General features: G+C 68.8%; 18 protein-coding genes, 1 tRNA gene, 2 pseudogenes and 1 riboswitch. Of the genes and pseudogenes, 9 read left to right on the top strand and 12 right to left on the bottom strand.

The annotated features are described in order from the left end of the window. Positions 1-735: 735 nt before the first annotated feature. Positions 736-2,157: an ATP-binding protein gene (locus tag AC061S_RS01615; protein WP_478683962.1), complete on the bottom strand. Its 1,422-nt coding sequence runs from the start codon at positions 2,155-2,157 to the stop codon at positions 736-738. Between the two features lie 591 nt (positions 2,158-2,748). Between AC061S_RS01615 and AC061S_RS01610 the strand changes: the two genes are divergently transcribed. After that, the gene (locus AC061S_RS01610; protein WP_478683961.1) at positions 2,749-3,216 is read left to right on the top strand and encodes a hypothetical protein; all 468 of its coding nucleotides are present in this window, start codon (positions 2,749-2,751) and stop codon (positions 3,214-3,216) included. A gap of 594 nt (positions 3,217-3,810) precedes the next feature. Here the strand turns inward: AC061S_RS01610 and AC061S_RS01605 are convergent. From AC061S_RS01605 to AC061S_RS01585, 5 genes are read right to left on the bottom strand one after another with little or no spacing between them, the layout of a single operon-like run. Further along, a complete protein-coding gene (locus AC061S_RS01605) occupies positions 3,811-4,386 on the bottom strand; it encodes a DUF7676 family protein (RefSeq protein ID WP_478683960.1) in 576 nt (191 codons plus the stop codon). Continuing rightward, positions 4,383-5,105, bottom strand: a complete 723-nt coding sequence (locus AC061S_RS01600) for a (2Fe-2S)-binding protein (RefSeq protein ID WP_478683959.1) — start codon at positions 5,103-5,105, stop codon at positions 4,383-4,385. Before AC061S_RS01600 ends, AC061S_RS01605 begins: the two co-directional genes overlap by 4 nt. Beyond that, entirely contained in the window at positions 5,099-6,169 is a 1,071-nt protein-coding gene (locus AC061S_RS01595; RefSeq protein ID WP_478683958.1) for an ABC transporter ATP-binding protein, read from the bottom strand. Before AC061S_RS01595 ends, AC061S_RS01600 begins: the two co-directional genes overlap by 7 nt. Then, entirely contained in the window at positions 6,166-7,266 is a 1,101-nt protein-coding gene (locus AC061S_RS01590; RefSeq protein WP_478683957.1) for a FecCD family ABC transporter permease, read from the bottom strand. The genes AC061S_RS01595 and AC061S_RS01590 overlap by 4 nt, the downstream gene beginning before the upstream one ends. Before the next feature lie 8 nt (positions 7,267-7,274). Beyond that, positions 7,275-8,510 carry an ABC transporter substrate-binding protein gene (locus AC061S_RS01585; protein WP_478683956.1) on the bottom strand — a complete coding sequence of 412 codons (1,236 nt, stop codon included), beginning with the start codon at positions 8,508-8,510 and terminating at the stop codon, positions 7,275-7,277. 227 nt (positions 8,511-8,737) lie between these two features. Then, positions 8,738-8,927, bottom strand: a riboswitch (cobalamin riboswitch). Positions 8,928-9,621: 694 nt separating this feature from the next. Here AC061S_RS01585 and AC061S_RS01580 point away from each other — a divergent pair. The 5 genes from AC061S_RS01580 (at position 9,622) to AC061S_RS01560 (ending at position 17,474) form a co-directional block, all read left to right on the top strand. After that, on the top strand, positions 9,622-9,948 hold the full coding sequence (locus tag AC061S_RS01580; RefSeq protein WP_478683955.1) for an SseB family protein: 327 nt from the start codon (positions 9,622-9,624) through the stop codon (positions 9,946-9,948). A 10-nt stretch (positions 9,949-9,958) separates the two neighbouring features. Beyond that, positions 9,959-10,504, top strand: coding sequence for a hypothetical protein (locus AC061S_RS01575; RefSeq protein WP_478683954.1), 546 nt, complete (start codon positions 9,959-9,961; stop codon positions 10,502-10,504). Continuing rightward, complete coding sequence (locus tag AC061S_RS01570; RefSeq protein WP_478683953.1) at positions 10,501-15,030, top strand: putative T7SS-secreted protein; 4,530 nt, start codon at positions 10,501-10,503, stop codon at positions 15,028-15,030. The genes AC061S_RS01575 and AC061S_RS01570 overlap by 4 nt, the downstream gene beginning before the upstream one ends. Then, positions 15,027-15,476, top strand: coding sequence for a hypothetical protein (locus tag AC061S_RS01565; RefSeq protein WP_478683952.1), 450 nt, complete (start codon positions 15,027-15,029; stop codon positions 15,474-15,476). The genes AC061S_RS01570 and AC061S_RS01565 overlap by 4 nt, the downstream gene beginning before the upstream one ends. A gap of 996 nt (positions 15,477-16,472) precedes the next feature. Next, complete coding sequence (locus AC061S_RS01560; protein ID WP_478683951.1) at positions 16,473-17,474, top strand: hypothetical protein; 1,002 nt, start codon at positions 16,473-16,475, stop codon at positions 17,472-17,474. A 57-nt stretch (positions 17,475-17,531) separates the two neighbouring features. Here AC061S_RS01560 and AC061S_RS01555 read toward each other — a convergent pair. The 3 genes and pseudogenes from AC061S_RS01555 to AC061S_RS01545 all read right to left on the bottom strand — a co-directional run. Continuing rightward, positions 17,532-17,603, bottom strand: a pseudogene (locus AC061S_RS01555) (dihydrofolate reductase family protein); the annotation flags it as partial. 215 nt (positions 17,604-17,818) lie between these two features. Continuing rightward, positions 17,819-17,923, bottom strand: a pseudogene (locus AC061S_RS01550) (HalD/BesD family halogenase); the annotation flags it as partial. Positions 17,924-18,547: 624 nt separating this feature from the next. Next, a tRNA-Gly gene (locus AC061S_RS01545) sits at positions 18,548-18,618 on the bottom strand. 454 nt (positions 18,619-19,072) lie between these two features. Between AC061S_RS01545 and dcd the strand changes: the two genes are divergently transcribed. Together dcd and AC061S_RS01535 are read left to right on the top strand one after the other, a co-directional pair. After that, positions 19,073-19,660, top strand: a complete 588-nt coding sequence (gene dcd, locus AC061S_RS01540; protein ID WP_053675430.1) for a dCTP deaminase — start codon at positions 19,073-19,075, stop codon at positions 19,658-19,660. Continuing rightward, entirely contained in the window at positions 19,657-20,181 is a 525-nt protein-coding gene (locus tag AC061S_RS01535) for a phosphoribosyltransferase (protein ID WP_478683950.1), read from the top strand. The genes dcd and AC061S_RS01535 overlap by 4 nt, the downstream gene beginning before the upstream one ends. A 92-nt stretch (positions 20,182-20,273) precedes the next feature. Here AC061S_RS01535 and AC061S_RS01530 read toward each other — a convergent pair whose 3' ends face one another. Next, complete coding sequence (locus AC061S_RS01530; RefSeq protein ID WP_478683949.1) at positions 20,274-21,206, bottom strand: Yip1 family protein; 933 nt, start codon at positions 21,204-21,206, stop codon at positions 20,274-20,276. Positions 21,207-21,515: 309 nt separating this feature from the next. On the opposite strand from AC061S_RS01530, the gene AC061S_RS01525 reads away from it, so the two are divergent. Then, positions 21,516-22,337 (top strand): hypothetical protein, encoded by an 822-nt coding sequence (locus AC061S_RS01525; protein WP_478683948.1) that lies wholly within the window; start codon positions 21,516-21,518, stop codon positions 22,335-22,337. A gap of 85 nt (positions 22,338-22,422) precedes the next feature. Here the strand turns inward: AC061S_RS01525 and AC061S_RS01520 are convergent, their stop codons facing one another. After that, positions 22,423-24,807, bottom strand: coding sequence for a (Fe-S)-binding protein (locus tag AC061S_RS01520; protein WP_478683947.1), 2,385 nt, complete (start codon positions 24,805-24,807; stop codon positions 22,423-22,425). A 123-nt stretch (positions 24,808-24,930) separates the two neighbouring features. Further along, positions 24,931-25,467: a sugar transferase gene (locus AC061S_RS01515; protein WP_478683946.1), complete on the bottom strand. Its 537-nt coding sequence runs from the start codon at positions 25,465-25,467 to the stop codon at positions 24,931-24,933. Positions 25,468-25,795: the final 328 nt, after the last annotated feature.

Raw genomic sequence — 25,795 nt, 5'->3', positions numbered from 1 at the left:
GTCGCTGACCTGGGGCTTTGTCATGGAGCGGATGACGGGAATCGAACCCGCGCTATAAGCTTGGGAATCTATGGCGTGCGGGGCATCTACATGGTGTCTGACCTGCGAAAACAGCTGACCGAGGGAGCTTCGCGAGGGTCTGCCCGTACCCGTATTGACCGCTGTTCACCGCTCCGAAGGGCACGGATAGGGCACGCGTCCGCCGGCTTGGCAGATTGAAGCGTTTTCCCCTGTTCGGCAGGCGGGGTGTGACGGGGTTCGGTGCTTCGTGGCGGGGTGCGTCACGTATGCGATCGGGGTGTCTGGGGAGTGCGGCGTGCCGCTGAGGGCCCCGTTCTGCTGAGGAAGGCCGTGCGGAGTGTCCCCGCCTCAGTGATCGCGCCTTGACTCCTGGAAGCATGAGGCTTGACGCAAGGGGATCGGCAGGAGGCATAGAACCCCAAGGCTGCCGGTCAGCGGCTGGCCCATCGCGCCGCGCTCTGGCCGGTCTTCGTCGCCCTCGCCCGCGTGCTTCATGGGCCAGCGCGAGGGAGCGTAGCGCGCTGCGGCTGTCTCCGCCGGCCGTGAGGGCCCGAGCCTCCAGGCTCAGCAGGCGTGCCGTGATCGTCCCCGAGCCGAGCATCCTGGTGGGCCGGCGAAGTCAGGAGTCGGCCATCGCGGTACTCCACCACCGCCTGGACCGGATCTTCGCGATCGCCGAGAACGCGGCGACTGGGTAAGGCCCAATCCGACTGTTCAGTTTCTGCGCCAGGCGGTGAGCAATTCTTCCGGGCCGTATGTTGCCTGGAGTCCGGCGCAGTTGACGCCGCTGCGGGAAACCGCGATCAGTGGCACGGGATCGTCGGTGACTGCTGCCCGGTGTTTGTGCAGTGCGGCGAGATCGTGGCTGTCGAAGGCCGAGCTCTCCAGCCATTTGACCGATCCGAGGAAGAGCAGCTGTTTGGCCACCGGCTGGCGGTCGGCGCCGACCAGGTCGATCTCGACGTCGTTGCTGCGGGTCCAGTATCCGCCGATGGCCGGGGCGGCGGGCAGGTCGTCGTCGGGCAGGAGGCGGGCAAGGGATTCGCGTACGAGCGGCTCGACGGCCCGGCCTCGCCAGCTTGTCCATTGTTCTTTGATCCGGCTCAGGGTCAGGTCGCCGCGCATGCGTTCGATCTCCGCCATGTGTGGATCGAGGAACGCCAGCCAGAAGCGCAGATACGGGTCGGCCACCCGATAGCGGCGCTCCTTGGACGGTCGGAGGGAGACGGGCAGTTCGGCCGCGACCACGCGCTTCTCCGTCAGGACGTCGGTGGCTCTGGTGAGGGTCGTGTGGGCGATTCCGCCGGCAGCCCGGGCGATGTTGGTGAACGTGCGCTCGCCGCTCCCGATGGCGCGCAGCACTTCGCGGCTCATTGCCTGGGGAGGGAACTCGGCGGCAAGTGATCGTTCGGCGGAGACCAGGAGTGCGGAGATGGGATTTTCGAGCGAGGCTCGGAGGAACTCCCACAGCGAGGCACCCTGCGCCCACTCGGCACAGATGAGTGGCAGCCCGCCGGTCACCAGTGCCGCATCGAACGAGGCCGCCGGTTCCAGGCCGAGCATGTCGCTGATGTCAGCGGGAGTGAGCGGCCCCAGGACCATCTCGCGCCCGCGCTGGTGGAAGGGGCGGTCGTAACTGTTCAGCGCCTCCATCATCGACAGATCGGAGCCGACCAGCAGCAGGAGTACCGGCTTGCGGCTGAGCAGCCGGTCCCACGCCCGCTGCAGCATGCCTTCGAAGGCATCGATCCGGTCCATGAGGTACGGGACCTCGTCGATCACGACCACGCTGGGGCTGTCGTCGGGCAGGATCTCCGCAAGCAGCCGGAACGCGGCGTTCCATTGGGTCGGAGCCTCCTCGGCGAACAGAGACCGCTCCGGCAGGGTGGAGGAAGCGACGGCGTCGAGCAGCTCCGTCAGCTCGTCCTCCGCTGATCCCCCTGCCGCTGTGAAGAAGAGGTAGGGGACCTCGGCCCGGCTCAGGAACTCCTCGACCAAGCTCGACTTGCCGACCCGGCGGCGCCCGCGCAGCAGGATGCACTCGCCGGGCTTCTGGGAACCGCCCCCCTCGAGGACCTTCTCGAAGGCCGCGCCCAAAACCCGCAGCTCCCGCTCCCGCCCGATGAATCGACGCACGACACGCTCCCGTCGAAGATACTATCTACAGCGATACTATCCCGTCTGGCAGTATTCGACCCTGACGTTTCGCCCGTCCGGTGCCTCGTGTCGCCGGACACCGGACGTCGGGAGAATCACCGCTCGGGGTTTGCCCCCGTTTGTGGACATCTCTTGATCTCCATGCTGTTCCTCACCGAAGGCGGCAGCGCACTGGTGGCGTTTCTGGCGCTGAGTGCCGTGGCGTACCGCGGTCCCCCGTGAGGCCCCGTCGGGTCGTGGTGGTTGCTGTACTCGCTGCTTTACGGCGTTGCCCTGTTGCCAGCCCTGCCCCAACACGCTTGCGGGCACCGGCTTCTGCGTCACGTCGCGGTCTCGCTGCTCAACTGCCGTGGATTACCGGGCATTCCACCGCGAGTGCCGTCCTATTACACGAAGAGATCGACGTCGATTATGGGCTGATCGAGTACAGATATCCTGTTTGTGCTTGGTTGTCTTATATATGCGATATGGGCGATAGAGGGTGAAGTAGCCATCAAGGCGTGCGCCTTGGTAGCGCCGGCCAGAGCAGGTCTCCGGCAAACACGTTCCCTGCATGGAAGGAAGATTCGCGTGCGCATTCGTACCACCCTCGCGACGACCGTGGCGACCCTGGCGATCGCCGTGGCCCCGGCGTTCGCCGCCGGCCACTTCGTCAACGCCTCGGCAACGGGGCCGAACGCCGAAGGCCAGCTCATCGTCAGCTTCAAGGAGGCCGGGCTCGGCAACAACCAGAGGATCGACTACCGGGCCGACGCGCAGGCACAGGCCACCTACCAATGCTTCAACAGAGGCGGCCGCAACCCCTCGGCCGGGAACAAGACGACCGTCCTCCAGGACGTCTCGGCCACGGGTACGTTCACCTCCAACAGGAACGGATCCATCACCGCTTCCATCACGATCGACCCGCCGAGCCCTGGCACCTTCACATGCCCCCCTGGCCAGCGTCTGGTGGGGCCGACCGAGGTGAGCTACACGATGGTGTCCATCACCGACACCACCAACGGCATTACCGAGGACATCCCGGGAACGTTCTCCTGACGCGACATACCGCGCCTGGACCGTGATCCCCGTCATCCAGGTGATCGGCCGTCATTTGCCGGAACGATCCATCGGGGGCCCGTAGGCTTGCCGCGACTCGGGCGGTCTGTGGACCTGCCCACAGGGGCCCGAAACGGGCCCCCGATCTTCAAGGCTCGCCCCAAGGCGGCTGCGTAAAGCCGTGAAGCCGACCGCCCCCGCCACAGAGGGTCTCTCTCCTCCGCCCGGAGCCCGTAGCGCGCCGTAGAGGCGGCGCGCTACGGGCTCCGGGCGCGGTCCTTGACCCCGACCCGTCGGGGGTGCGGCGGGGCGCAGATCTACCAACACTCGGATCATGAGCGTCAGAAGGAGGCGGCCGGAGGGCTGGACGGGATGGTGCGGGCCGCTCGCCAGAAGGCCACTGAGCAACCTGTTCGGACGGTCTTCCCGTACCCGTATTGACCGCTGTTCCCCGCTCGTAAGGGCACGGTTGGGGCACGCGTGCCGACTGCGGCCAGACAGGTCCGTCCGGAGCTGCGGGGCGTTGACATCTTGCTGCCCTGTCTGGCGTGCGAGTTCATGCTGTTGCGGTCGCAAGCGGGAGCCGCCCGTACGTCAACCGCTGTGCCCGAAGCCCTTGCCGGTGCGGTCGAGGGGGTCGGGCGAGAGGCGGAGGAAGCGGTCGCGGAGGGTGTCCCAGGTGGTGAGTCGGGTGAAGTCGGGAGTGTCGAGGATGTCCTGGCGGTCGGTGAGGAAGGGGTTCGGCAGTAGGACGGTCATCATCTGCTCGTCGCGGCCGTTGAAGAGGCGGGCTCCCCAGCTGACGGGGGAACCGTCGGAGCCGAGGCTGCGGTAGAGCTCGGCGCGGGAGCAGCGGCGGATGCGGCCGAGTTCGGGGCCGGAGGCGGTGTGCTCGCCGATGCACAGGTGGAAGTGCCAGGCGCCGAAGTCGATGGTGGCGTAGCCGTCGTTCATGGTGATGGCGGTGGGGGCGCTCGGGGCGCCGACCTCCCAGGCGGCGCCTTCGATGATGGGCCCGAAATGGATGTGCTGCCAGTGGTCGGTGAAGACGGTGGTGACGAGGTCGAGGAGGGTGGCTTCGTCGACCGGAAGGGGCCAGACGTGCTGGGTGCCGCCGCCGGGGGTCTCGATGACGGTCGGCACGGTGGTGGTCGGCTCGGTGGTGGTCATGAGGTCTTCTCCTTGGGGTTGAGGACGCAGTCGCCGCAGGTGCCCGCGCCCGGCACGCGGTAGTACAGGCAGCAGTTGCGGCGACGGAAGGCGAGCGGCCCGTCGGGGGTGGTGGTGCGGCAGGTGCCGGCGCCCGCCAGCGGCGGGCGGTCCAGCAGTCCGCGGACGAGGGGCACTGCGGGGTACGGGGCGTGCGGCTCCCTGGCGAGCAGGACGCGGTGGGCTCCGATCAGCGCGGATGCGGCGTTGCCGCCAAGGGTGTGCGGGGAGACGCCGGACACGCGCCGTACGGCCTCGGCCCATGGGGTCAGGTTCTGTAGGGCGACGGTGTGGTGCAGGGCCGGGAGCGGCTCCTGGTCCACCTCCCCCGGGTCGGGCAGCCACAGGTCGAGAGGGCCGGAGGCGGGCAGGCGCCACCACAGGCGGTCCGGCCCCAGATCGGGAACGCGGCCGGTGAGTGCGGCGCAGGCCAGGGCGATCGACCAGAGCCGGGAGGCGGTGCCCAGGTGCAGGGTGGACGCGGCCACCCGGGGCTGGTCGGTGCGCAGCCGCCCGGCGACGACCCGTAGGCACTCCGCCAGCGCGTCCGAGTCGCCGTACAGCTCCGCCAGCCGCCGGAAACCGCCGCCCACAGGGCGGGCCCCGGTGGCCACGGCGAAGTACGGTCCGATGCCGGAGACCTGCGCCAGGACGCCGGGGGTGATGGCCGCGGTCACCATGTCCGTACCGTCCGTGTCAGCTCGTGGAAGCTGCGGGTGTGGACGACCTGCCCGTCCGGTCCGGTGAGGGTGAGCCGGTCCGCTCCGTCGCAGCTCACCCGTGCGGTGACGTCCGGGTCGCCCGGGTCCGCGACGGCCAGTCCTTCCCGGGCCAGGGCCCGTTCGAGGAGCGGGAGCACGTCGGGGGGCGCCTCCACCGCCACGCCGGCCCGCGCGGTGCGGCGCAGTCCGAAGCTGCCGGAGACCGGGTCGAAGGCGAGGTGGTCGGCGTCGAAGGCGCCCGCCACGGCGCCGCTGCGGATCAGGTCCTCGGGCGCTCCCGCGTGGACGCGGGAATCGCGGTCGACGAGCCATACGGCGTCGGCCACGCGCAGGGCCAGCTCCAGGTCGTGCGTGCTGACCACGACGGTGAGGCCCTTGTCCCGGGCGAGGTCGCGCAGCAGCACGGTGAGGGCCACGCGTGAGGGCACGTCGAGGAAGGCGGTCGGCTCGTCCAGGAGCACGACCTCGGGCTCCTGGGCCAGCGCCCGCGCGGTCAGGACGCGCTGGCGTTCGCCGTCGGAGAGCTCAGCGGCAGGCCGGTCTGCCAGATGCCCCGCGCCCACCGCCTTCAGCGACCAGTCGACGGCGGCGTGGTCCGCGGCCGTGAGGCGGCCGGTGAAGCCGGTGTGCGGGTGGCGGCCGAGCCCGGCCAATTCCCGTACGGACAGCAGCCCGGGGTCCACCCGGTCGGTCAGGACGACGGCGAGCCGTCGGGCGAGAGCGGCCGGCGGCTGGTGCGCCAGGTCGGCCCCGCCGATGCGTATCCTGCCGTCGAGCGGCGGCAGGAGCCCACACAGGGTCCGTAGCAGCGTGGACTTGCCAGCGCCGTTGGGCCCGAGCAGTACGGTCAGTTCGCCGGCCCGTGCCTCCAGGTCGAGCCCCGACAGCACGGCCCGGCCCGCTCCGTGTCGGCGCGGGGACCGGGTGCGGTAGCCGACGGCGAGCCCCTGGGTGGCCAGGCCGCCGGGGTGGTCCGGTCCGCCGGCCGTGTCCTTGACGGGTTCGGTCATGGTGTCGGTCACGAAGCCACTCCTTGTACGCCGCGGCGGCTGCGGATCAGGAACGCGATGACGACGGGGGCGCCGAACAGCGAGGTGATGGCGTTGAGCGGCAGTACGGAGTCCGTGCCGGGCGGCTGGCTCAGCAGCGCGCACGCCAGGGCGAGGAACGCTCCCGCGAGCATCGACGCCGGGATGAGTGCGCGGTGGTCCGAGGTCCCGAGCGCCACGCGCGTCAGATGCGGCACGGCCAGGCCCAGGAAGGCGACGGGGCCGCAGAACGCGGTCGCCGCGCCCGCCAGCAGCGAGGTGCCGAGCAGCGCCAGATCGCGGCTGCGGCGGACGTTCAGGCCCATGGTGCGGGCGTAGTCCTCGCCGAGCAGCAGGGCGTTGAGACGCTTGGCGGTCAGCAGCGCGGTCAGCAGGCCCGCGCCGATGACGGGCAGCATGACCTGGAGGTCGGGCCAGGTCGTGGCGCCGAAGCTGCCCAGGCCCCACATGACGAACTGCTGGGCGCGCTCGGGCCGGGCGTAGACGAGCATCACGCCGACCACCGCGGTGGCTGCCGAGCCGATCATGACTCCGATGACGAGCAGGGTGACGGCCGACTGCACCCACCGCGAGAGGAGCAGGACGAGGGCCAGCACGGCGGCGGCGCCGAGCGAGGCGGCGAGTACGACGCCCAGGCGGCCCAGGCCGGCCAGGTTTCCGGTGAAGCTTCCGGCGACGCCGCCCGTGCCGACGACCACGGCGGCGACGCCCATGCTGGCGCCCGAACTCACCCCGAGGGAGAACGGGTCGGCCAGCGCGTTGCGGAACAGCGTCTGCATCTGTACGCCGGCCACCGCGAGGGCGGCGCCGACGGAGGTCGCGGTCAGCGCGCGCGGCAGTCGGACCTGCTCGACGATCACCGTCCACCGCGGGTCGGCGGCGGTACCGCCGAACAGGACCCGGACCACGTCCGCGACCGGCACCCGGTGGGAGCCGGTCGCGATGGTGAGGACGAACAGTGCCGCGGTACCGGCTGCGAGGGCGAGGACGACGACGAGCCGCCGCCGCCCCGGCCGTACCGCCCGCGAGGCGTCCGGGAGGTCCGGCGAGGCGGTCGGCGCGGTTGCCATGTGGGTCGTCACGCCTTGGGCACCTGCGTGTAGAAGGTGAAGGCGTGGTCCTTCGCCTGGTCCGGGTGCATCAGCGCGAAGAGGTCGGCGAGGACCAGATCGGGGCGCAGCACGCCGCGCTCGAAGTAGTCGTTGCCGCCGCCGGGGCCCAGCGCCTTCGTGTTCGTCCAGACCGCCCCGCCGGAGAGGGCCTTCAACTGCCCGTACCGGCTGTCGGCCTTCACCGCGTCGGCGGTCGACTGCCACTTCTGGTCGGCGATCCAGACCGGGGCCTCGCCGCCCTTGGCGTACACGGCCTCGAAGTTCAGCTGGAGGTTGCCGGTGCCCGCCTCGCCGGCCCAGGGGTAGGTGCCGCCCGCGTCCTTGATCAGCTGGGCGGCGTAGCTGCCGCCGGCGGGCATGTACCAGGTGCCCTGGTACATCGTGCCGGGCAGTACCTCGACGGGCTTGCCCGCCTTGACCGCCTGCGCGCCCTTCTTGGCGATCTTCCGGTAGTCGCCCTCGATGGTGTCGAACACCTCGCCGGCGCGCTTCTCCGCTCCGGTGAGCGCGGCCATCGCCTTGACCCACTCGGCGCGGCCGAGCGGACTGGACTCCAGCCACTCGGCGTTGGCGACCACGGCGATACCGGCCTGACGCAGCTTGGGGTACTGCGGGTCGTCGGTGCCCTGGGTCATCAGCACGTCCGGCTTGGCGCCGATGACCGTCTCGGCGTTGAGGGTGCGGTCCTTGGCGTACTCGGTGACCTTGCCCGCCTTCACCCGCTCGGTCACCTCGGTGGAGGAGATGTTCGCGGTGCTCGCCACACCCGTCAGGACGTCCAGGGTGCCGGTCTCGGTGAGCAGCGGCAGGTGGGTGGTCGAGGCTGAGTACAGGCTGTTGACCGGGACCGTGACCTGCTGCGCGGACGCCAGATCACCGGACAGCTCCGGCTTCGGCGCACCGCACTTGACCAGTACGTACGACTCCGGCTTCCCCTTGGGGAAGGGCTCGTTGACGGTGAGGACCTGGTAGCTCTTCTCGTACCGGAGCGTGAAGTTCTTGGCGTGCTTCACCGTCGACTTGATCGGGAAGTAGTCCTTGGCCGGGTCGAAGTCCTTGATGCAGCCCTCCCCGGCGGCCTGGGCCTTGGCGTCGGCGGGCGGGCCGGAGTCGCTGCCGCACGCGGTGAGCGTGAGGGCGGCTGCGAGGAAGGCTGCCGCGGCGGCCTGACGGCGCCCGGGCATGACGGATCGTACGGACAAGGTGACTCCTGGTGGCATGCGTAGGCAGCGCGCATCGGCACTTCGAGGCGCGTGATGCGGCGTACGGAAAGGAACCCGCTGAGGGAAGAGGTCGTCAGAACCTGGGGGAACGGGCCCGTGCGTCAAACCGGACAGGTCGGCCCCGAAGAGCCACGGGCAACACAGAGCTGCCGCCATACGTACGCAGGCACACGGGTGCCACCGCCTCTCCTGGGGTAATCCGCCCCGTACATCGAGGTGCGACGGCGTGAGTCTCCTGACTCGGGATCAACGCTTCTCCGGCCTTCCCACCCCCGGATGGGGCGGTGGCCATGGCGGAGTCGCTCCCCCTACACAGTGGCGGTACCGTGCCGGAATCTCACCGGCTTCCTCGTTCCGCCGTCGCTTGTCGACGGAAGCATCGCAGAACCGGATACGGCCACGCCAGACCCACAACTGTGCGACCAGACACAGAGGGTGGCGCTTTGGGCGGAACCGATGCAACGGCCCGACGAATACCTTCGAGGTAGCCGCCGGGGGCCGGCGCTACTCGCCGCTCATCGGCACACGAGGACCATCTGGGAAGAAGGCGTCGGGCAGGGGCGAACAGGAGCCAGGTGGCGTGGAGGTGGTGCGGGGCTCCTGAACAGGTCCAGACAACGAAGAAGGCCCAGGTCGTTGACCTGGGCCTTCTCGCAAGAGCGGATGACGGGAATCGAACCGGCGCTATAAACCTGGGAATCCCCCGGCACTTGAAGCCGCGTGTGGCCTCCGACACGCGCATACGTGTTCCTTGGTGGGCAGCCGTAGCGGGCGGCGACGTCGCGCCGGTCGATCCAGGTCCCCCCTCGTCCTCCTCGGCCCCCTGTCCTGGATTCCCTAACCGGGAAAGGCGGCCAGCGCCGGGTGCTGCTCGGATCCCCGTCGGCGGCGATCAGCCCTGCGCTCGCCAGGCAGGAGCCGATGGTGGCCAGATCCTGTTCCGGCATGTCTCCCGCAACACGTCCGCACCCCCCAGCAGTACCGACAGGGTGTGCCAAGCTCGAATGAAACCCATGCAGATGGCACGAATGTACGATCATTCAGGGTGGGCTGTTATCCGGTGATAGCGCGAGCGAACCGAGGAGGACACGTGTCGTTGCGTGATCTGGCACGCAACGAAATGGTTGCGGCGATGTCGCCTTCCGAGCGGTTGGAAGCGTTGCGCTCTGCGCGCCTGTACTTCCAACGCCCGGATAAGCCGGGCTTCTTGGTCTGCGAGACGGAAGAGGGTCCGGTGGTGCCGGTCTTCACCTCGTGGGAAGCGCTCGGGCTGTTCGCCGGGCCCTGCGGGTGGGCGTCCACGACCGTCGAGGACTTGGTGGAGCTGTTGCCCGAGGGAGTGCGCGCGTTGGTGGATCCGCTGGGTCCTCGGACGTTCGTGCTGGACGCGGTAGCGCTGGAGACCACGGACACGTAGGGGGACCGCAATGGCGGAGATTGATGGGGGAGGGCCGGCCCCGGGTGATGGCTACAAGATCGAGATCGCTTCGGTCCGCAAGGTGCTGACTCCATTGGAGGAGTCCGTGGTGGCCGCGCGCCAGATCAAGCGTGACTGGCAGGCGATGTCCGCGCAGATCGCGAACTCGGCCGACTTCGACATCTACTCCTCGACCGAGAAGATGCTCTCGTCATGGGGCTTCGGCATGGGGCAGGTAGCCGAGTACACGGACACGGTGGTGGAGACGCTCCGCCAGGTCCTCGCGGCCTACGTGTTGGCTGATCTGCTGCGCATCGAGGACTTCTCGCCGACCGCGGCCAACATGGCCAAGTTGCCGTTCGGCGAGCAAGGTCTGAAGGCGTGGCAGGACGGTTCCAGGCCGAAGTTCGATCCGCCGCCCGAGATCTATCAGGAGCCGTGGTTGGACGAGGGCGACACCGGCAATTATCAGGACGTGCCCCAACGCCCCCGTCTGCGCGTCGACGGCGGCTGGGAAGTCGACGGCGGGCCGAAGTCGAAGGGGCCGATCATATGACGAGTCGCGATGCGATGGAGGGCGGCGCAGTCGAGCGCATACCTCCTCATGCCAAGCCCAGCGACGTCATCTACGGCAACTCGATGGACGTCGATGATCTCGCCCTCAAACTCCTCGCTTACGCGGGCGCGTTCAAGGACGGGATGGACAAGCTGGTCACCCTGTCCTTGATGGACTGGACCGGGGCGGGCGCGGAGGGGTTCAAGAGCGCGACTCAGAAGCTTCCTCGGGAACTGGAGTCCGCGCAGAAATACTTCGAGGCCTCCGGGAAGGCTCTGGACTCCTACGCCTACAAACTGCGCTCGGTCCACACGCGCGTCAGGCCGATCATCGACGATGCGGACGAGGCGCGGGCGACCTCCAAGAACTACTGGAGGCGCGTCACGGACTACAACGCCGCCTTGGAACGTAAGGATGATCCGCTGCCGGAGCGTCCGGCGGACGACGATCCCGGCCTCGCCGCGTTGAAGGACTGCTACGACCGCTTGGACAAGCTGGAGAGCGAGCTCCAGACGGTGATCGACGCAGCCAAGCGGCAACTCGACAAGGCGGCGGAGGAAGCCCCTGACAAGCCCCCGCCCCCCAAGGGGTGGAACAAGTTCGAGAAGGGACTGGGTGACTTCTTCGGCGGCGCGGGCGACACCATGCGCGGCTGGTACGACGGTTTCGACGACCTCGTCCGTGACGGTCCTGATGGCATCGGTCTGCACCTGGCGGGCATGGTGGACGGCGCCTCGTATGCCGTCCAGCACCCTCAGGAGTTCGCCAAAGCCGTCGTCAACTGGGACGAATGGCAGCGTAACCCCGTCCGTGCGGCCGGGCAGCTCACCCCCGAACTCCTCCTCGCCCTCGCCAGCGGCGGCGCCGGCGCCGTGCGGCGTGGCGCCTCCACGGCCAAGAACGCCGCGCAGCGTCTGAGCAACCGGGAGCTGGGCCTGCGCCGGGACGGCAGCGCCCGGGCGCGGACGGAAAGCGATCCGGACAGGAACACCACGCCCAACGAGGAGCGCCCCACGGCCGGCGAGCCGATCGACGTGGCGACCGGCGAGATGGTCATGTCCGCCATCGACGTCACCCTGCCCGGCGCCCTGCCGGTGGTCCTGGAGCGGCACTACGTGTCGGGGCATCCGTGCGGGGGGTGGTTCGGCCCCACCTGGGCGGGCACGCTGGACCAGCGTCTGGAGATCGACGGGGCGGGTGTCGTCTACATCACGGACGGCGGCATGCTCCTGACGTATCCGGTGCCGATGCCCGATGCGGCGACGTTGCCCACCTCCGGTCCCCGTTGGCCGCTGTACTGGGACGGCAAGCCCGACGGAGCCTTCCGCATCGTCGTCCCGGACCGGAATCGCACCCTCCACTTCGCCCCGCTGCCCGTGGGCGGCCGTGAGCTGGCTCTGACGGCGATCACCGACCGGACAGGCGACGGCGACCGCATCGACATCGCCTACGACGCCCAGGGAGCGCCGAAGGAGATCACCCACTCCGGTGGCTACCGCATCGCCGTCGACACCGACCCCAAGCTGCTGCGGGTCACAGCCCTGCGTCTCCTGCACGGCGAACAGCGCGAGCGGAGCACCACGCTCACCTCATACGCCTACGACCAGGCGGGCAACCTGACCGAGGTCTTCAACTCGACCGGGAAAGCACTGCGTTACCGGTACGACGAGGAACACCGTGTGACGTCGTGGACGGACCGCAACGGCACGTCGTACGGCTATGTCTACGACCACCGGGGCCGTGTCCTGCGCGGCATCGGCCCGGACGGCATCCTGTCGGGTCGGATGCACTACGACGCGGCCGACCGCATCACCCGGTACACCGACTCGCAGGGCAACACCAGCGCCTACGTCTGCAACGAGGCGTACAAGATCATCGCGTACACCGACCCGCTGGGGAACACCACCCGCACGGAGTGGGATGAGAGCAACCGGCACCCCATCGCCGTCACCGACCCCCTGGGGCGCACCACGCGCTACCGTTACGACGACCGGGGTCGGCTGATCGCCGTCGAGCGGCCCGACGGCACCGTGGCCGGGACCGTCTACGACGACCGCGGCCTGCCGCTGGAGACCCGCGAACCGGGCGGCGCGGTGTGGCACCACACGTATGACGACCGTGGGGCCCACACCTCCACCACCGACCCCAGCGGTGCCGTCACGTGCTACGGCTACAACAGGTCGGGCCATCTGACCTCCATCACGGACCCGCTGGGCCACACGACCAACATCGCCACGGACGCGGCGGGTCTCCCGGTCGAGACGACCGACCCTGTGGGGCGCACCACTTCCATGCGCCGGGGTCCGCACGGCCAGGTCACCGCCGTCACCAACGCACTGGGCCAGACCACGCGTCACGGCTGGACGATCGAGGGGATGCCCGCCTGGCGCGAGGGGCCGGACGGCGCCCGCGAGGTGTGGCAGTGGGACACCGAAGGCAACCTCGTGCTCCACACAGACGAGGCCGGGCACACCACCACCTATACCTACACCCACTTCGACCAGCCCGCTACGAGGACCGACCCCGACGGCGCGCACTATTCCTTCGCCTATGACACCGAGCTGCGTCTGATCGAGGTCACCAACCCCCAGGGCAAGCAGTGGCATTACACGTACGATGCGGCAGGCCGACTGGTCGCGGAAACCGACTTCAACGAGGCCGTACGCACCTACGAACGAGACGCGGCCGGCCGCCTCACGGCCCAGACGAACGCGCTGGGCGAAAGGCTGAGCTACACACTCGACGCGCTCGGGCGCATGGTCACCCAGCACGACGAGACCACCGGCGACGTCACGACCTACGCGTACGGCGCGAGCGGAGCCCTGCTCCGCGCGGCGAACGCGGACACGGAACTGACCCGGGAACACGACGCGGTCGGCCGCGTCGTCTCGGAAACGGTCAACGGACGCATCAGCGCTTACACGTACGACGCCATGGGTCGCCGCACCGAGCGCACCACTCCTTCCGGCCTGTGCTCGGAGTGGATCCACGACCCCGCGGGCCGCCCTACCAGGCTGAGCAGCGCCGACGGAACCATTGCCTTCGCCTACGACGCCGCCGGCCGCGAGACCGAACGACGCATCGGCGACGACACCACCCTCACGCAGACCTGGGACAGGGGCGACCGCCTCACCACGCAAACCCTCGCCACCCGCCACCAGTCCGAAGCGGACCGCATCCTCCAGCACCGCACCTACGCCTACCGCCCCGACGGCTACCTCACCGAAATCCGGGAGCTCACGACCGGGACGCGACGTTTCACGCTGGATCCCGCGGGCCGGGTGACGGGCGTCCAGGCACACGGCTGGACCGAGAAGTACGCCTATGACTCCACGGGCAACCAAACCCACGCCGCAGCACCGCACCACCCCACGTCCGGAGACCGGGCCTACGAGGGCGCCCTCATCCGCCGGGCGGGCCGCACCACCTACGAACACGACGCCGCCGGTCGTCTGATCCGCAAGACCCGCAAGCTCCTCAACGGCCAGACCCGTACATGGACCTACACCTGGAACCCGGAGAACCGCCTCACCAAGTCCACCACCCCGAGTGGCGAGGAATGGACGTACGCCTACGACCCCCTGGGCCGCCGCATATCCAAAACCGGCCCGGACGGCACCCCCCTCACCTTCACCTGGGACAGTACCCAGCTGGCCGAGCAGTTCGCCTCGGACGGCACGGCGACGACGTGGGACTACGCGCCGGGTACCCACCGCCCGATATCCCAATCGACACGCAAGACGCTCGAGGCTCGGACCGATACCGCCCATTCGATACTCGACCTCGCCGACACCACCCCCCAGTCCGAGTTCGACGCCCGCTTCCTCGCGATCGTCACGGACCTGGTCGGCACGCCCATCGAACTGGTCACCTCCGACGGTGCCCTCGCCTGGCAATCCCGCACCACCCTCTGGGGCACCCCCCTCCCCGATGCAGAGGGCGGGGTGGACTGCCCGCTCCGCTTCCCCGGTCAGTACGCGGACGAGGAAACCGGCCTCAACTACAACTACTTTCGGTACTACGATCCAGAAACCGCCCGTTACACCACACCGGACCCGCTTGGGTTGGTCCCCGCGCCCAACGCGGTGGCGTATGTTCGTAATCCGCACAGCTGGGCCGACCACCTTGGGCTTGCCGGGGAGCCGGAATGGGCCAATCCCGAAGATCTGAACTTCTCCCAGCGCACCGTTTCCCCGAACGACTACGTGGAGAAGATGCGCTCCGGGGAGTGGGATTGGCAACGCCCTGGAACAGCCTTGAAGGTCATGGAGGTAGACGGCCAGCTGGTGTCATACGACAACCGGCGGCTTGATGCGGCGCGCGAAGTGGGGAGGCCGGTAATCATCGAGCGAGTCGACCCGAATGCGATTCACCCTGATTCGACAACCGGACGGACATGGGCGGAGCAATTCAGAAGGCGCATGAATTCTGGGCGGAACAGAAATGAACTAGGCGAGCCGGTCCCCCCGACTGGACTGCAGGAGAGGCCACAGCACGTGCGCAACGGAAAGTGCAAGCCAAAATGACCGCGATCGAACGTCTATGGGCCGATTTTGAGCTTCCCATCAGGGACGCCCTGCATTTTGCAGACGGGCACTCCTGTGATGTTGACCTTGACTCCGACGCGCCGGGCGGTTTGAGGGTGCTCGCCCCGTTCGACTTGGATGAGATCCTGGAGAGCGATCCGTCGTGGGTGTCTTCGGTCGATGGGCTGACCGCAGTGGACCTGGGGAGTAGAGGGCTGCTTTGGGGCGGCGAGGGCTCGTACGGATCAGAGGGGTTCATTGCACGGTTGACTGTTGACCGTGCGCTGATCTGGGCGATCTTCTTCACTGAATCCAATCCATTTGATCGGATCCAGCTGTCCGGAGACGTAGCCACCTTTAGCTCAACCTCGGGGTTCGAGATCACAGTTGACATCAATGATCCACGAACTGTGATCCCCGGACATGCATCGAACCGAACGACGTAATGGCAGTCTCCTCCGGTCGCAGGAGAGCGCGGCTGGGGCATGAAGCAGGTTGCATGGGGCCGGTGTAGGCGCTCGGATTCTCGAGGCCGGCGCCGGCCCCTGCGTCACGCCCCGCGGGCTTCACGCCCTACGACCGCGCCAACGCGTGGCGGCGGGAGCGCAAGCAACGCCACCGGTGCGCGGTCCTGCCGGCGAGATCCACCAGTGGTGCGAGGCTCCCGATCAGGTCTAGACAACGAAGAAGGCCCAGGTCGTTGACCTGGGCCTTCTTGCAAGAGCGGATGACGGGAATCGAACCCGCGCTATAAGCTTGGGAATCTATGGCGCGGAAAATTGTTCGTATGGGGTCTGACCTGTGTAAATCATCCCTGCCGAGCGTCTTCCGGAGCCTCTGCTCGCTCCGGTTCTGACCGCTGTTGACCGCTCCTAAGGGCACGGTTGGGGCACGCCCCCATGATGGTGGCCACGAGCGGGCTGAGTTGCCCGGAATTTACGAGTCGGCGCCGCGGGTCGGCGGCTGTCGCCCCCGGATTGCTTCCGCAACCGGTCAGCCGCATGGGCTCGTCGACCGGGCCATGGGGTCCCAGCCTTCTTGGTCACCGAGTCCGCGCAGCCAGAAGGCCTGGCCGGCCTCGGCCTCCACCAGAAGCTGTGCGGGTCGCCTGTCGTCAAGTGAGGCCCACCAAAAGGTGCGCTGGCGAGGGTGCGGCGGCGGTCGAGGCCGTGGATGTCCATGGCGGGGCCGCCGGGGCAGGCGAAGGCCGCCTCCGCCGCCTCCGCTGCCGTATGCCGGTATCCGGTAGCCGGTGGCTGCGGGTCGGCTCGGCCTGGACGCACCTACCGGAACCTGGTCCGTGCCAGTGCCTGTCATCCGTGGTCGGTCGTCATTCGCACTGTCAACTGCCCGTCATTACCCCTGAGGTAATCGTTTTCTCTGGCGCCCTCGAAGAAGCTTGATCCATCGAAGCGATCAAGCGATCACGATCGGGGAACGACATGAACATGCGGCGGTACACGCGCACCGGAGTGTTCGCGGCGGCCACTCTCCTCGCAGGCCTCACCATCGGTGCCGCGCCGGCCACCGCCACCGCCGAGGGCGGCGAGTGCGCCGAGGTCCGCGAGAAGGTAGACCGGCTCGAAGGGCGGATCACCCCGAACGCCTGCGCCTTCATGAAGCGGCAGATCGTCTTCGGCGAGGCCCCCAGCCTCCAGACCTACCTGGACATCTTCGACGAGGAGGCCAGCCTCTGGGAGGCCGGCGGCAAGCCCCAGCGCGGCCACGAAGTGATCGGCGCCTCGATCAGCAACTCACTCCGCCTTGTGCCGGACCTCCGCTACCGCGGCACGAACGTGGTCGCCGACGGCGCCGTGATGATGTTCGGCCAGCAGAACACGGTCACCCTCAAGGGCCACAAGGTCAGCTACCCGCAGATCGCCCGCAACGTCCTCGGCGATGACGGCAAGACCATCCAGGCCCGCCGCTACTACGACCGCTACGAGCTGTTCCAGGTCTTGCCCGAGTCTCAGCGGCCCCGCCCCCTCTTCGCCGGCATCGCCGACCCGGCCGGCCCCGGCCCGCGCGGAGCGGCCCCCGACCGGTTCCACGCCCAGGAAATCCCCGCCCGCCTCGCCGCCTGGAACAGCGGGGACGCTGCCGCGCTGGCCGCCCGTACCGGCAACGCCAAGCTGGCCGGGCCCGGCCTGGACCGGTCGCTGACCACCCAGGAGGGCAAGACCGCCTACCTGCAGCGGCTGTTCGAGAACGCCGACGTCGAGTTCAAGGCGGGCCAGGTCGCCTTCGGCCGCACCACCACCTACATCGAGTGGCATGGCACGATGACCGACCCCAACGGCACCGACCCCAAGGGCACCGACATCCCCTTCGGGATCGTCGAGTGCATTGGCCCGAAGGGCGAGTGGGAGCTCTACTTCGACACCCTGCCGGTGATCGCGGACGAGGACGAGATCCGCGGCCTGTTCAAGGCGCTCGCGAGCTAGGGCGGTCGTGCACCGGCCGCTCCCTGAGCTGGCCTCCGGCCCGCCGGAACAACTGCGGTTCAGTGTGAACGAAGGACGCCGGTGGTGGGTCATGACGAACACCGGGGAGTGCAACGGCGGCTCATCACCCTCGGCATGTTCACCGCTCTGAAGGCACGGATGGGGCACGCCCCCCGGGCAGTCGGCTGGAGTGTCATTCGGGTAGCCCTCGCCCGAACGGTGGTGTGCGCGCCGGGAGGCTGCGCTGTCCAGGTCGTCGAGGCCAGGGTGTCCGGGGTGGAGTTCCAGCAGGCCGCCGTCGTCGGGGTGGGGTGGGGATTCGAGAAGAGGACCAAGGCGAGGGGGTGGTCGTCGGTGTGGGCGCCATGGGTGTCGCCCTCCCGGTGGAGGACGTTCAAGACATGCCGCTCGACGGGGTCCCGCACCGTGCTGACCTCGCTGCCCAGCACGGTGGTGAGGAAGGCGAGCAGGGCGGGGTCCTGGTACAGGCTGCTGACCAGCGCGGATAAGGCGCAGCCCGTGTGCGACGGCGGTGTCCTGCGGGCCGAGTCCGCCGGCGGTGAGGGCGGTGAGGGCCAGGCCGGTGGCCGTCGGGGTGGAGTAGGGCTCGTCGGGGATACGGGGCCAGCCGCCGTCGGCCCGCTGGGAAGCCAGGAGTGCCGGGGTGGCGGTGCGGCTGGCACGGTGCGGGGCAATCGCCGACCCTGTCTCGGCGGCGCCGTAGGACGGCGGGAGTACCAGTCGGAGAGGCCCGGTCCGCCCGGTCGGCTTCGGCCAGCGCGAGCAGGGTGTTGCCGGCGGTGTCGTTGTCGGATTCGAGTGGAGCAGTGCAGGCCCAGCCGACGTCCTGCTTCTGCGCCGAGGCGAGGAAGTCCAGAGCAGCGGGGAGGGCGGCCGCGTCGAAACGGGGTGCCCGCGTAACGCGCGGACGCCCTCCCCCGCGAAGCCAGCAGCGACTCGGCGAGCAATCTGGAGCGCCACCAGGGCAGTTATGGCACGCGAATGGCACGCGGGCCGGGAGAGGTCCAGACAACGCAGAAGGCCCAGGTCGCTGACCTGGGCCTTCTTGTAAGAGCGGATGACGGGAATCGAACCCGCGCTATAAGCTTGGGAAGCTCATGTTCTACCATTAAACTACATCCGCGCAGTGATCCAGTTGCCTGGAGCGCTATCGTTTCTCACCCTACCCCATGATCGACCCCTGGTGAATTCGCCCCGGGAGTGGTGTCGCGTGCGGGGTGCACGGAGGGTCGTGGGGGCGGGAGTTGGGGCGTACCTTGTGTGTGCGGAGCGGCGGCTGGAGTGGGTCTTGTTCATCCCCTAATGTGGCGATTCATCGCAGTACGGCTGGTTGGGGAAAGGGACTCGATGGAGCACACCGTCGTCCGTTGTGCCGAAGGGCACGTGTTCAGCACCGCTTCGTTCCCGCTGCAGCACCTCGGTGCCGGCCGGATCGGGCCGGGTCGGCTGCTGCGGTGTCCGCGCTGTGCGCGGCTGCGGCACGCCGTGCCCGTGGGAGCGGCGCCGAAGCGGTAGACACCGGCGCGCGGGGACCGCCTCGATTGGGGCGGCCCGCGCGCTCTGCGTATCCTCGGGACGTGCTTCTCTCTGATAAAGACATCCGGGCCGAGATCGACAGCGGACGGGTTCGCATCGACCCGTTCGACGAGTCGATGGTGCAGCCCTCCAGCATCGATGTACGTCTCGACCGGTTCTTCCGGGTCTTCGAGAATCACCGCTACGCCCACATCGACCCCGCCACCGAGCAGAGCGATCTGACCCGGATGGTCGAGCCGGACGGTGACGAGGCGTTCATCCTGCACCCGGGTGAGTTCGTACTCGCGTCGACCTACGAGGTCATCTCGCTGCCCGACGACATCGCCTCCAGACTGGAGGGGAAGTCCAGTCTTGGCCGGCTGGGGCTGGTGACCCATTCGACCGCCGGGTTCATCGACCCGGGGTTCTCCGGGCACGTGACGCTGGAGCTGTCGAACCTCGCCACGCTGCCGATCAAGCTCTGGCCGGGTATGAAGATCGGACAGCTGTGTCTGTTCCGGCTCAGCTCGCCCGCGGAGTTCCCGTACGGGAGCGAGCGGTACGGATCGCGGTACCAGGGCCAGCGCGGCCCGACGGCCTCGCGGTCCTTCCAGAACTTCCACCGGACCCAGGTGAGGCACGAGGCATGAGTGACGGAGCGAGTGAGGCAGTGAGTGGCGGAGTGCGCGAGAACCTCGACTACGCGGGATTCGGACGGGCCGTGCGCGAGCTGGCGCAGACCATCGCCGACGACGGCTACGAGCCCGACATCATCCTGAGCATCGCCCGGGGCGGCGTCTTCGTCGCGGGCGGTCTGGCGTACGCGCTCGACTGCAAGAACATCCACCTGGTGAACGTGGAGTTCTACACCGGTGTGGGGACCACCCTGGAGATGCCGGTCATGCTGGCGCCGGTGCCCGAGGCGATCGACTTCACCGACAAGAAGGTGCTGATCGCCGACGACGTCGCCGATACGGGGAAGACGCTCAAGCTCGTCCACGACTTCTGTCTCGGGCACGTCGCCGAGGTCCGGTCCGCCGTGATCTACGAGAAGTCCCACTCGCTCGTGAAGTGCGAGTACGTGTGGAAGAAGACCGACGAGTGGATCAACTTCCCCTGGTCGGTCGAACCTCCCGTCGTGAAGCGCGAGGGACAGGTCCTCGACGCCTGACACCCGCCACGTGAAACGTGAAGCGTGAAAAACGTGAAAGAGGGGCCCGCCGCGCATCGCGCGGCGGGCCCCTCTGCGTGCGTGTGCGTGCGCTAGATCGTGCCCAGCTTGATGATCGACAGCAGGGCGATCAGCTGGATCGCCGACGCGCCCAGGGCCTTCGGCCACGGGAGGTCGTGCGATTTGCTGATGAGGGCGGTGAAGAGCGCGCCCGCCGCCACCCAGGTGGCCCAGCCCAGGATCTGGACGAGCATGTTGTCGCCGCCCAGGAACATGGCGAACAGCAGGCGCGGTACGTCCGTCAGGCTCATGACCAGCATCGACAGGCCCACCGTGGGCTGCCACGACCCGTCGCCGCCCAGCTGGCGGGCCAGCGTGTGGGTGACGGCGCCGAGGACCAGGCCGCAGATCACGAAGGCCACGCCCGCCGAGAGCACGATCGGGAAGGCGTTGGGGAGGGTGGCGTTGATGACGTCGTTGCGGGTGTCGTCGAGGCCGAAGACCGCGAGCAGCCCGTAGAGGAAGGTCACGATCAGCGCCGGCCCCCAGACGGCGTAGTCGCGCATCTGCAGGAAGGTCGGGCCCGGGCGCGTCACGATGCCCCGGAGCAGTTCCTTCCACCGCAGCCGCGGACCGATGGGGCCGGCGGCCTGGGCCGCGCCCGCCTGGTAGGTCCCGCCCTGGGTGTACGCGTACGGGTCCTCGCCGATGGAGAAGGCCTGGGTGTAGCCCGGGGAGTCGCTCGGGCCGCCGGCTCCCTGGCCCGGGCCCGGGCCAGGGCTGGGGGGATGGCCGTAGCCGTATCCCTGGCCCTGGCCGGCGTTGCCGCCGTGCGGGTCGAAGTATTCGGGCTCGCCGTGGCCCCCGGGAGCGGCCTGCTGGGGCCACTGCTGGGGTGCGTAGGGCTGCTGGCCGTACGGTGCGGGCGCCTGGGGCGCCTGCTGCTGACCGTACGGCTGCTGCCGCGGGGGTTGTTGCGGGGTGCGGTTGTTGTCCCGGCCGCGTCCGATCCTGAATCCAGCCACGTGATCGAAAGTACCCGCTCCCGGGCGGCCGGGTGGCCTGGCCGGGGGAAGAAGCCCCCTTTGCGGCTGAGCTGTGACATCCCCTAGGGGGTACCTGGAGGGCCTTCTCAGGGTGGGTCGGGGCGGGTTACGCGGCTGCGCGCCAGTCTGCTGATGCCTGTTACATCTCCGACGGAATACGGACATACCGGCTCCGTAGCTTCGTAGACGTAGCCACCGCCACGAAGCACGAACGAGACGAGAAGAGCCCCGTCATGCGCAGCCCGCACCGTCGCACCACCCTCCGTACCGCCGCCGACCACCCCGCCCGTGAAGCCCTCGGTCCGGGACTACGTCACGACCGTGAAGCTGGCCGACGGATCGGTCGCCAAGATCTACAAGTTCGGCGACGGCCACTTCGAGGCCGACGTCTTTGCCGGTGGCACCAAGCTGGACACCCTGGTCAGCAAGGGCGGCAAGCCTGCCCATGGCCAGAACAACGGACTGCACGTCGTCCTCCAGCCGAACGGCACCGTCACCTCGTGGGTGGAGGGCGCGACGAAGCCGGTCGAGAAGCCGAAGCCCGTGGAGAAGCCGAAGCCGGTGGAGAAGAAGGAGAACTCCGTTCAGGTCGCCATGCCCGACGGGCGCAACGCGCGCCTGATCGACGGCCCGAACGGCAAGCGCGTCGAGCTCTCGATGCCGAACGGGAACCTCCTCGGAACGATCGACCTGAAGCACCCGACCGCGACGAACGACGGCTGGACGTACAAGCTCGTCCAGGACGGGAAGCGCGTGAAGTTCGTCGTCATCGACGGCAAGAGCGGTGGCAACAGCTGGGTCTACGACTTCGGCAGCGGCAAGCTGATCGAGAAGTACGAGGTCGCCAAGGATGCCAAGGACGCCAAGGGCGGGAAGATGCACGCCAAGGAGGCCACGGTCGCCAAGCCCGTGGAGAAGAAGGCGGCGGCCGACCGGGTCGTGCCGAAGGGCGGCGTGAAGGCGGGAGCCGAGGGTGTGGCCCCGGTGTCGGCGGAGGGCGACGGGCAGACCCCGCTGCTGCTCGCCGCCGGTGGGGGCATGGCCGCGGTGGGCGCCGCGGGCCTCGGCTTCGCGATGCTGCGGCGCAGCCGGTCCGCCGGCCAGTCCTGACCTGCCCCGGACTCCGGACCCCGAACGCCGGAACGGCCCGCCCCCACAGGGGGACGGGCCGTTCCGGCGTTCAGTACTGCGCGGGCTACTTCGCCTCGGCGTCGGTCCCCGGCTCGGCCGGGGCCTCCGCCTTCGGCTCGGGCGCCTCGGCCGCGGCGTCGGCCTCCGCCACCGGCTCCGCCTCCGCCACCGGCTCCGCCTCCGCCTCCGCCACCGGCTCCGCCACCGGCTCCGGGTCGACCACCGGCTCTGCGACCGGCTCCGGCGTCTTCACCGAGTCCAGCAGCAGCTGCGCCACGTCGACCACCGTGACGTGTTCCTTCGCCTGGCCGTCGTTCTTCTTGCCGTTGATCGAGTCGGTGAGCATGACGAGGCAGAAGGGGCAGGCGGTGGAGACGATGTCCGGGTTCAGGGACAGGGCCTCGTCGACGCGCTCGTTGTTGATGCGCTTGCCGATCCGCTCCTCCATCCACATCCGCGCGCCACCCGCGCCACAGCAGAAGCCCCGCTCCTTGTGGCGGTGCATCTCCTGCTGGCGCAGGCCCGGCACGGCCGACATGATCTCGCGCGGCGGCGTGTAGACCTTGTTGTGCCGGCCCAGGTAGCACGGGTCGTGGTACGTGATCAGCCCGTCGACCGGGGTCACCGGCGTGAGGCGGCCCTCGTCGATCAGGTGCTGGAGCAGCTGCGTGTGGTGGATGACCTCGTACTCGCCGCCGAGCTGCGGGTACTCGTTCGCGATGGTGTTGAAGCAGTGCGGGCAGGTGGAGACGATCCGCTTCGCCGACTTCGGCTTCTTGGTCTCGGGGTCCTCGTCATCCTCGCCGAACGCCATGTTCAGCATTGCGACGTTCTCCTGCGCGAGCTGCTGGAAGAGCGGCTCGTTGCCCAGACGGCGCGGGGAGTCACCCGTGCACTTCTCGTCGCCGCCCATGATCGCGAACTTGACGCCCGCGATGTTCAGCAGCTCGGCGAAGGCCTTCGTGGTCTTCTTCGCCCGGTCCTCCAGGGCGCCCGCGCAGCCGACCCAGTACAGGTAGTCGAACTCGGAGAGGTCCTCCGCGTCCTTGCCGATGATCGGGACCTCGAAGTCCACCTCCTTGGTCCACTCGACGCGCTGCTTCTTCGCGAGGCCCCAGGGGTTGCCCTTCTTCTCCAGGTTCTTGAGCATCGTGCCCGCCTCGGACGGGAACGCGCTCTCGATCATCACCTGGTAGCGCCGCATGTCGACGATGTGGTCGATGTGTTCGATGTCCACCGGGCACTGCTCGACGCACGCGCCACAGCTCGTGCAGGACCACAGGACGTCGGGGTCGATGACCCCGTTCTCCTCGGCCGTGCCGATCAGCGGGCGCTCCGCCTCGGCCAGCGCGGCCGCGGGGACGTTCGCGAGCTGCTCCGGCGTCGCCTTCTCGTTGCCCTCCATGTCCTTGCCGCCACCGGCCAGCAGGTACGGGGCCTTGGCGTGCGCGTGGTCGCGCAGCGACATGATCAGGAGCTTGGGGGAGAGGGGCTTGCCCGTGTTCCAGGCCGGGCACTGCGACTGGCAGCGGCCGCACTCCGTACACGTGGAGAAGTCGAGGATGCCCTTCCACGAGAACTGCTCGACCTGCGAGACGCCGAAGACGTCGTCCTCGCCCGGGTCCTCGAAGTCGATGACCTTGCCGCCCGAGGTCATGGGCTGGAGGGCGCCGAGCGCCGACGCGCCATCTGCGTTCCGCTTGAACCAGATGTTCGGGAAGCCGAGGAAGCGGTGCCAGGCCACACCCATGTTGGTGTTCAGCGAGACGACGATCATCCAGATCAGCGAGGTGCCGATCTTGATCATCGCGGTGAAGTAGATGGCGTTCTGCAGCGCGCCCAGCGACATGCCCTTGAACGCCAGCACCAGCGGGTACGAGACGAAGTACGCCGGCTCGTACGAGTCCACGTGGTGGATCGCGCCTTCGAGGCCGCGCAGGCACAGGATCGCGAGGCCGATGGTCAGGATGATGTACTCGACGAAGTACGCCTGCCAGGCCTTCGAGCCCGCGAAGCGCGACTTGCGGCCGGCCCGCGAGGGCAGCGACGCGAGGCGGATCCCCATCAGGACGAGGATGCCGACCACGGTCATCAGGCCGATGAACTCGATGTAGAGCTCGAACGGCAGGAAACCGCCGATGATCGGCAGCATCCAGTCGGCCTGGAAGAGCTGGCCGTACGCCTGCACCAGCGTCGGCGGCAGCGTCAGGAAGCCGATCGCGACGAACCAGTGGGCGAAGCCGACGAGGCCCCAGCGGTTCATCCGGCTGTGGCCGAGGAACTCCCGGGCAAGGGTGAGCGTTCGGGACTTCGGGTCGTCCGTACGGCTGCCGGCCGGTACGGGCTGTCCGAGCTTCACGAAGCGGTAGATCTGCGCCACGGCTCGGGCGAGCAGCGCAACGCCGACCACGGTCAGGACCAGCGACACGATGATCGCGGCGAGTTGCATGGGAGGGCTCCTCGGGCGGCACTTACTAAGCGGTAACTTATCCAGTCAAGGCTTGAGGTTACCCAGTCCCGACGCCGCAATGTAGCCGAGCGCGCGGTGATCTGCGTCGCTCGCCCCCGGCCCTCAGGGCCGCCCGTGCCGCCAGGCCGCCCGCGGGGTCTGAGCGAGGATCGCCAGGTCCATCCCCAGCCAGTGGTTCTCCACATAGTGCCGGTCCAACAGGTCCCTCTCCTCCCACGGTAGGTCCGAACGTGCGCTCACCTGCCACAGCCCGGTCATCCCGGGCCGTACGAGGAGCCGCTCGGGCCGGTCCGACGCGCTGTTGCCGGGGCGCGGCCCGACCAGCGACATCTCGCCGCGCACCACGTTGAGGAGCTGCGGCAGCCGGTCCAGCGAGCACCGCTCCAGCGCCGCCCCGGCCCGCCCCTTGCCGACGCGGAACCGCCACGCCCGGTAGGGCCGCCCGGCCAGTCCCGCCGCCGGTTCGCGGACGAGGACGCCCGCGCCCTGGGTCGCGTACAGCAGGCCGGCGGTCAGCAGCAGCGGTACGAGGAGCACCCCGAGCAGGAGCGCCGCTCCGGCGAGGTCGAGCACCCGCTTGGCCGATGGCCTGGCCGGCCATGGCGCTGGCCGGGCGGGGAGGCGTAGCAGCAGAGGCATGCCTGCACCGTGCCGCACGCCTCCGGCGGCAGTGGGGTGCCGCGCGGCCGTGGTGACCCGTTCGGGTGCGGCGCCGCTGCCGGGGCTCCGCCCCGGACCCCGCGCCTCAAACGGCGGGGCTGGTGTTTGCCTGCGGCCGCCTGGTTCCGGTGCGGAGCTCGGTCCGGAGCTCGGTGCGGAGCCCGGCGCGGAGCGTCGAGTGCGGCGCCGAGGGGTTGCGTGTAAGCGCAGCCTAAAGGTTGAGTCCCCTCGACTCACCTCTGTTGACACCGGCGGAGCGGTGCGGCACTCTTGAGTCTGTTCCACTCAAGTCAGCTGGAGGAATCAA

This window comes from Streptomyces sp. CA189, from assembly GCF_056428985.1.
This window is presented reverse-complemented; position numbering and strand designations above follow the sequence as displayed.

Excerpts from the sequence above, each read along its gene's own strand:
- AC061S_RS01605 (WP_478683960.1), bottom strand. The coding sequence starts at position 4,386 with ATGACCACCACCGAGCCGACCACCACCGTGCCGACCGTCATCGAGACC.
- AC061S_RS01535 (WP_478683950.1), top strand. The coding sequence starts at position 19,657 with ATGAGTGACGGAGCGAGTGAGGCAGTGAGTGGCGGAGTGCGCGAGAAC.
- AC061S_RS01515 (WP_478683946.1), bottom strand. The coding sequence starts at position 25,467 with ATGCCTCTGCTGCTACGCCTCCCCGCCCGGCCAGCGCCATGGCCGGCC.
- AC061S_RS01520 (WP_478683947.1), bottom strand. The coding sequence starts at position 24,807 with ATGCAACTCGCCGCGATCATCGTGTCGCTGGTCCTGACCGTGGTCGGC.
- AC061S_RS01590 (WP_478683957.1), bottom strand. The coding sequence starts at position 7,266 with ATGGCAACCGCGCCGACCGCCTCGCCGGACCTCCCGGACGCCTCGCGG.
- AC061S_RS01600 (WP_478683959.1), bottom strand. The coding sequence starts at position 5,105 with ATGGTGACCGCGGCCATCACCCCCGGCGTCCTGGCGCAGGTCTCCGGC.
- AC061S_RS01560 (WP_478683951.1), top strand. The coding sequence starts at position 16,473 with ATGAACATGCGGCGGTACACGCGCACCGGAGTGTTCGCGGCGGCCACT.
- AC061S_RS01565 (WP_478683952.1), top strand. The coding sequence starts at position 15,027 with ATGACCGCGATCGAACGTCTATGGGCCGATTTTGAGCTTCCCATCAGG.
- AC061S_RS01570 (WP_478683953.1), top strand. The coding sequence starts at position 10,501 with ATGACGAGTCGCGATGCGATGGAGGGCGGCGCAGTCGAGCGCATACCT.
- AC061S_RS01575 (WP_478683954.1), top strand. The coding sequence starts at position 9,959 with ATGGCGGAGATTGATGGGGGAGGGCCGGCCCCGGGTGATGGCTACAAG.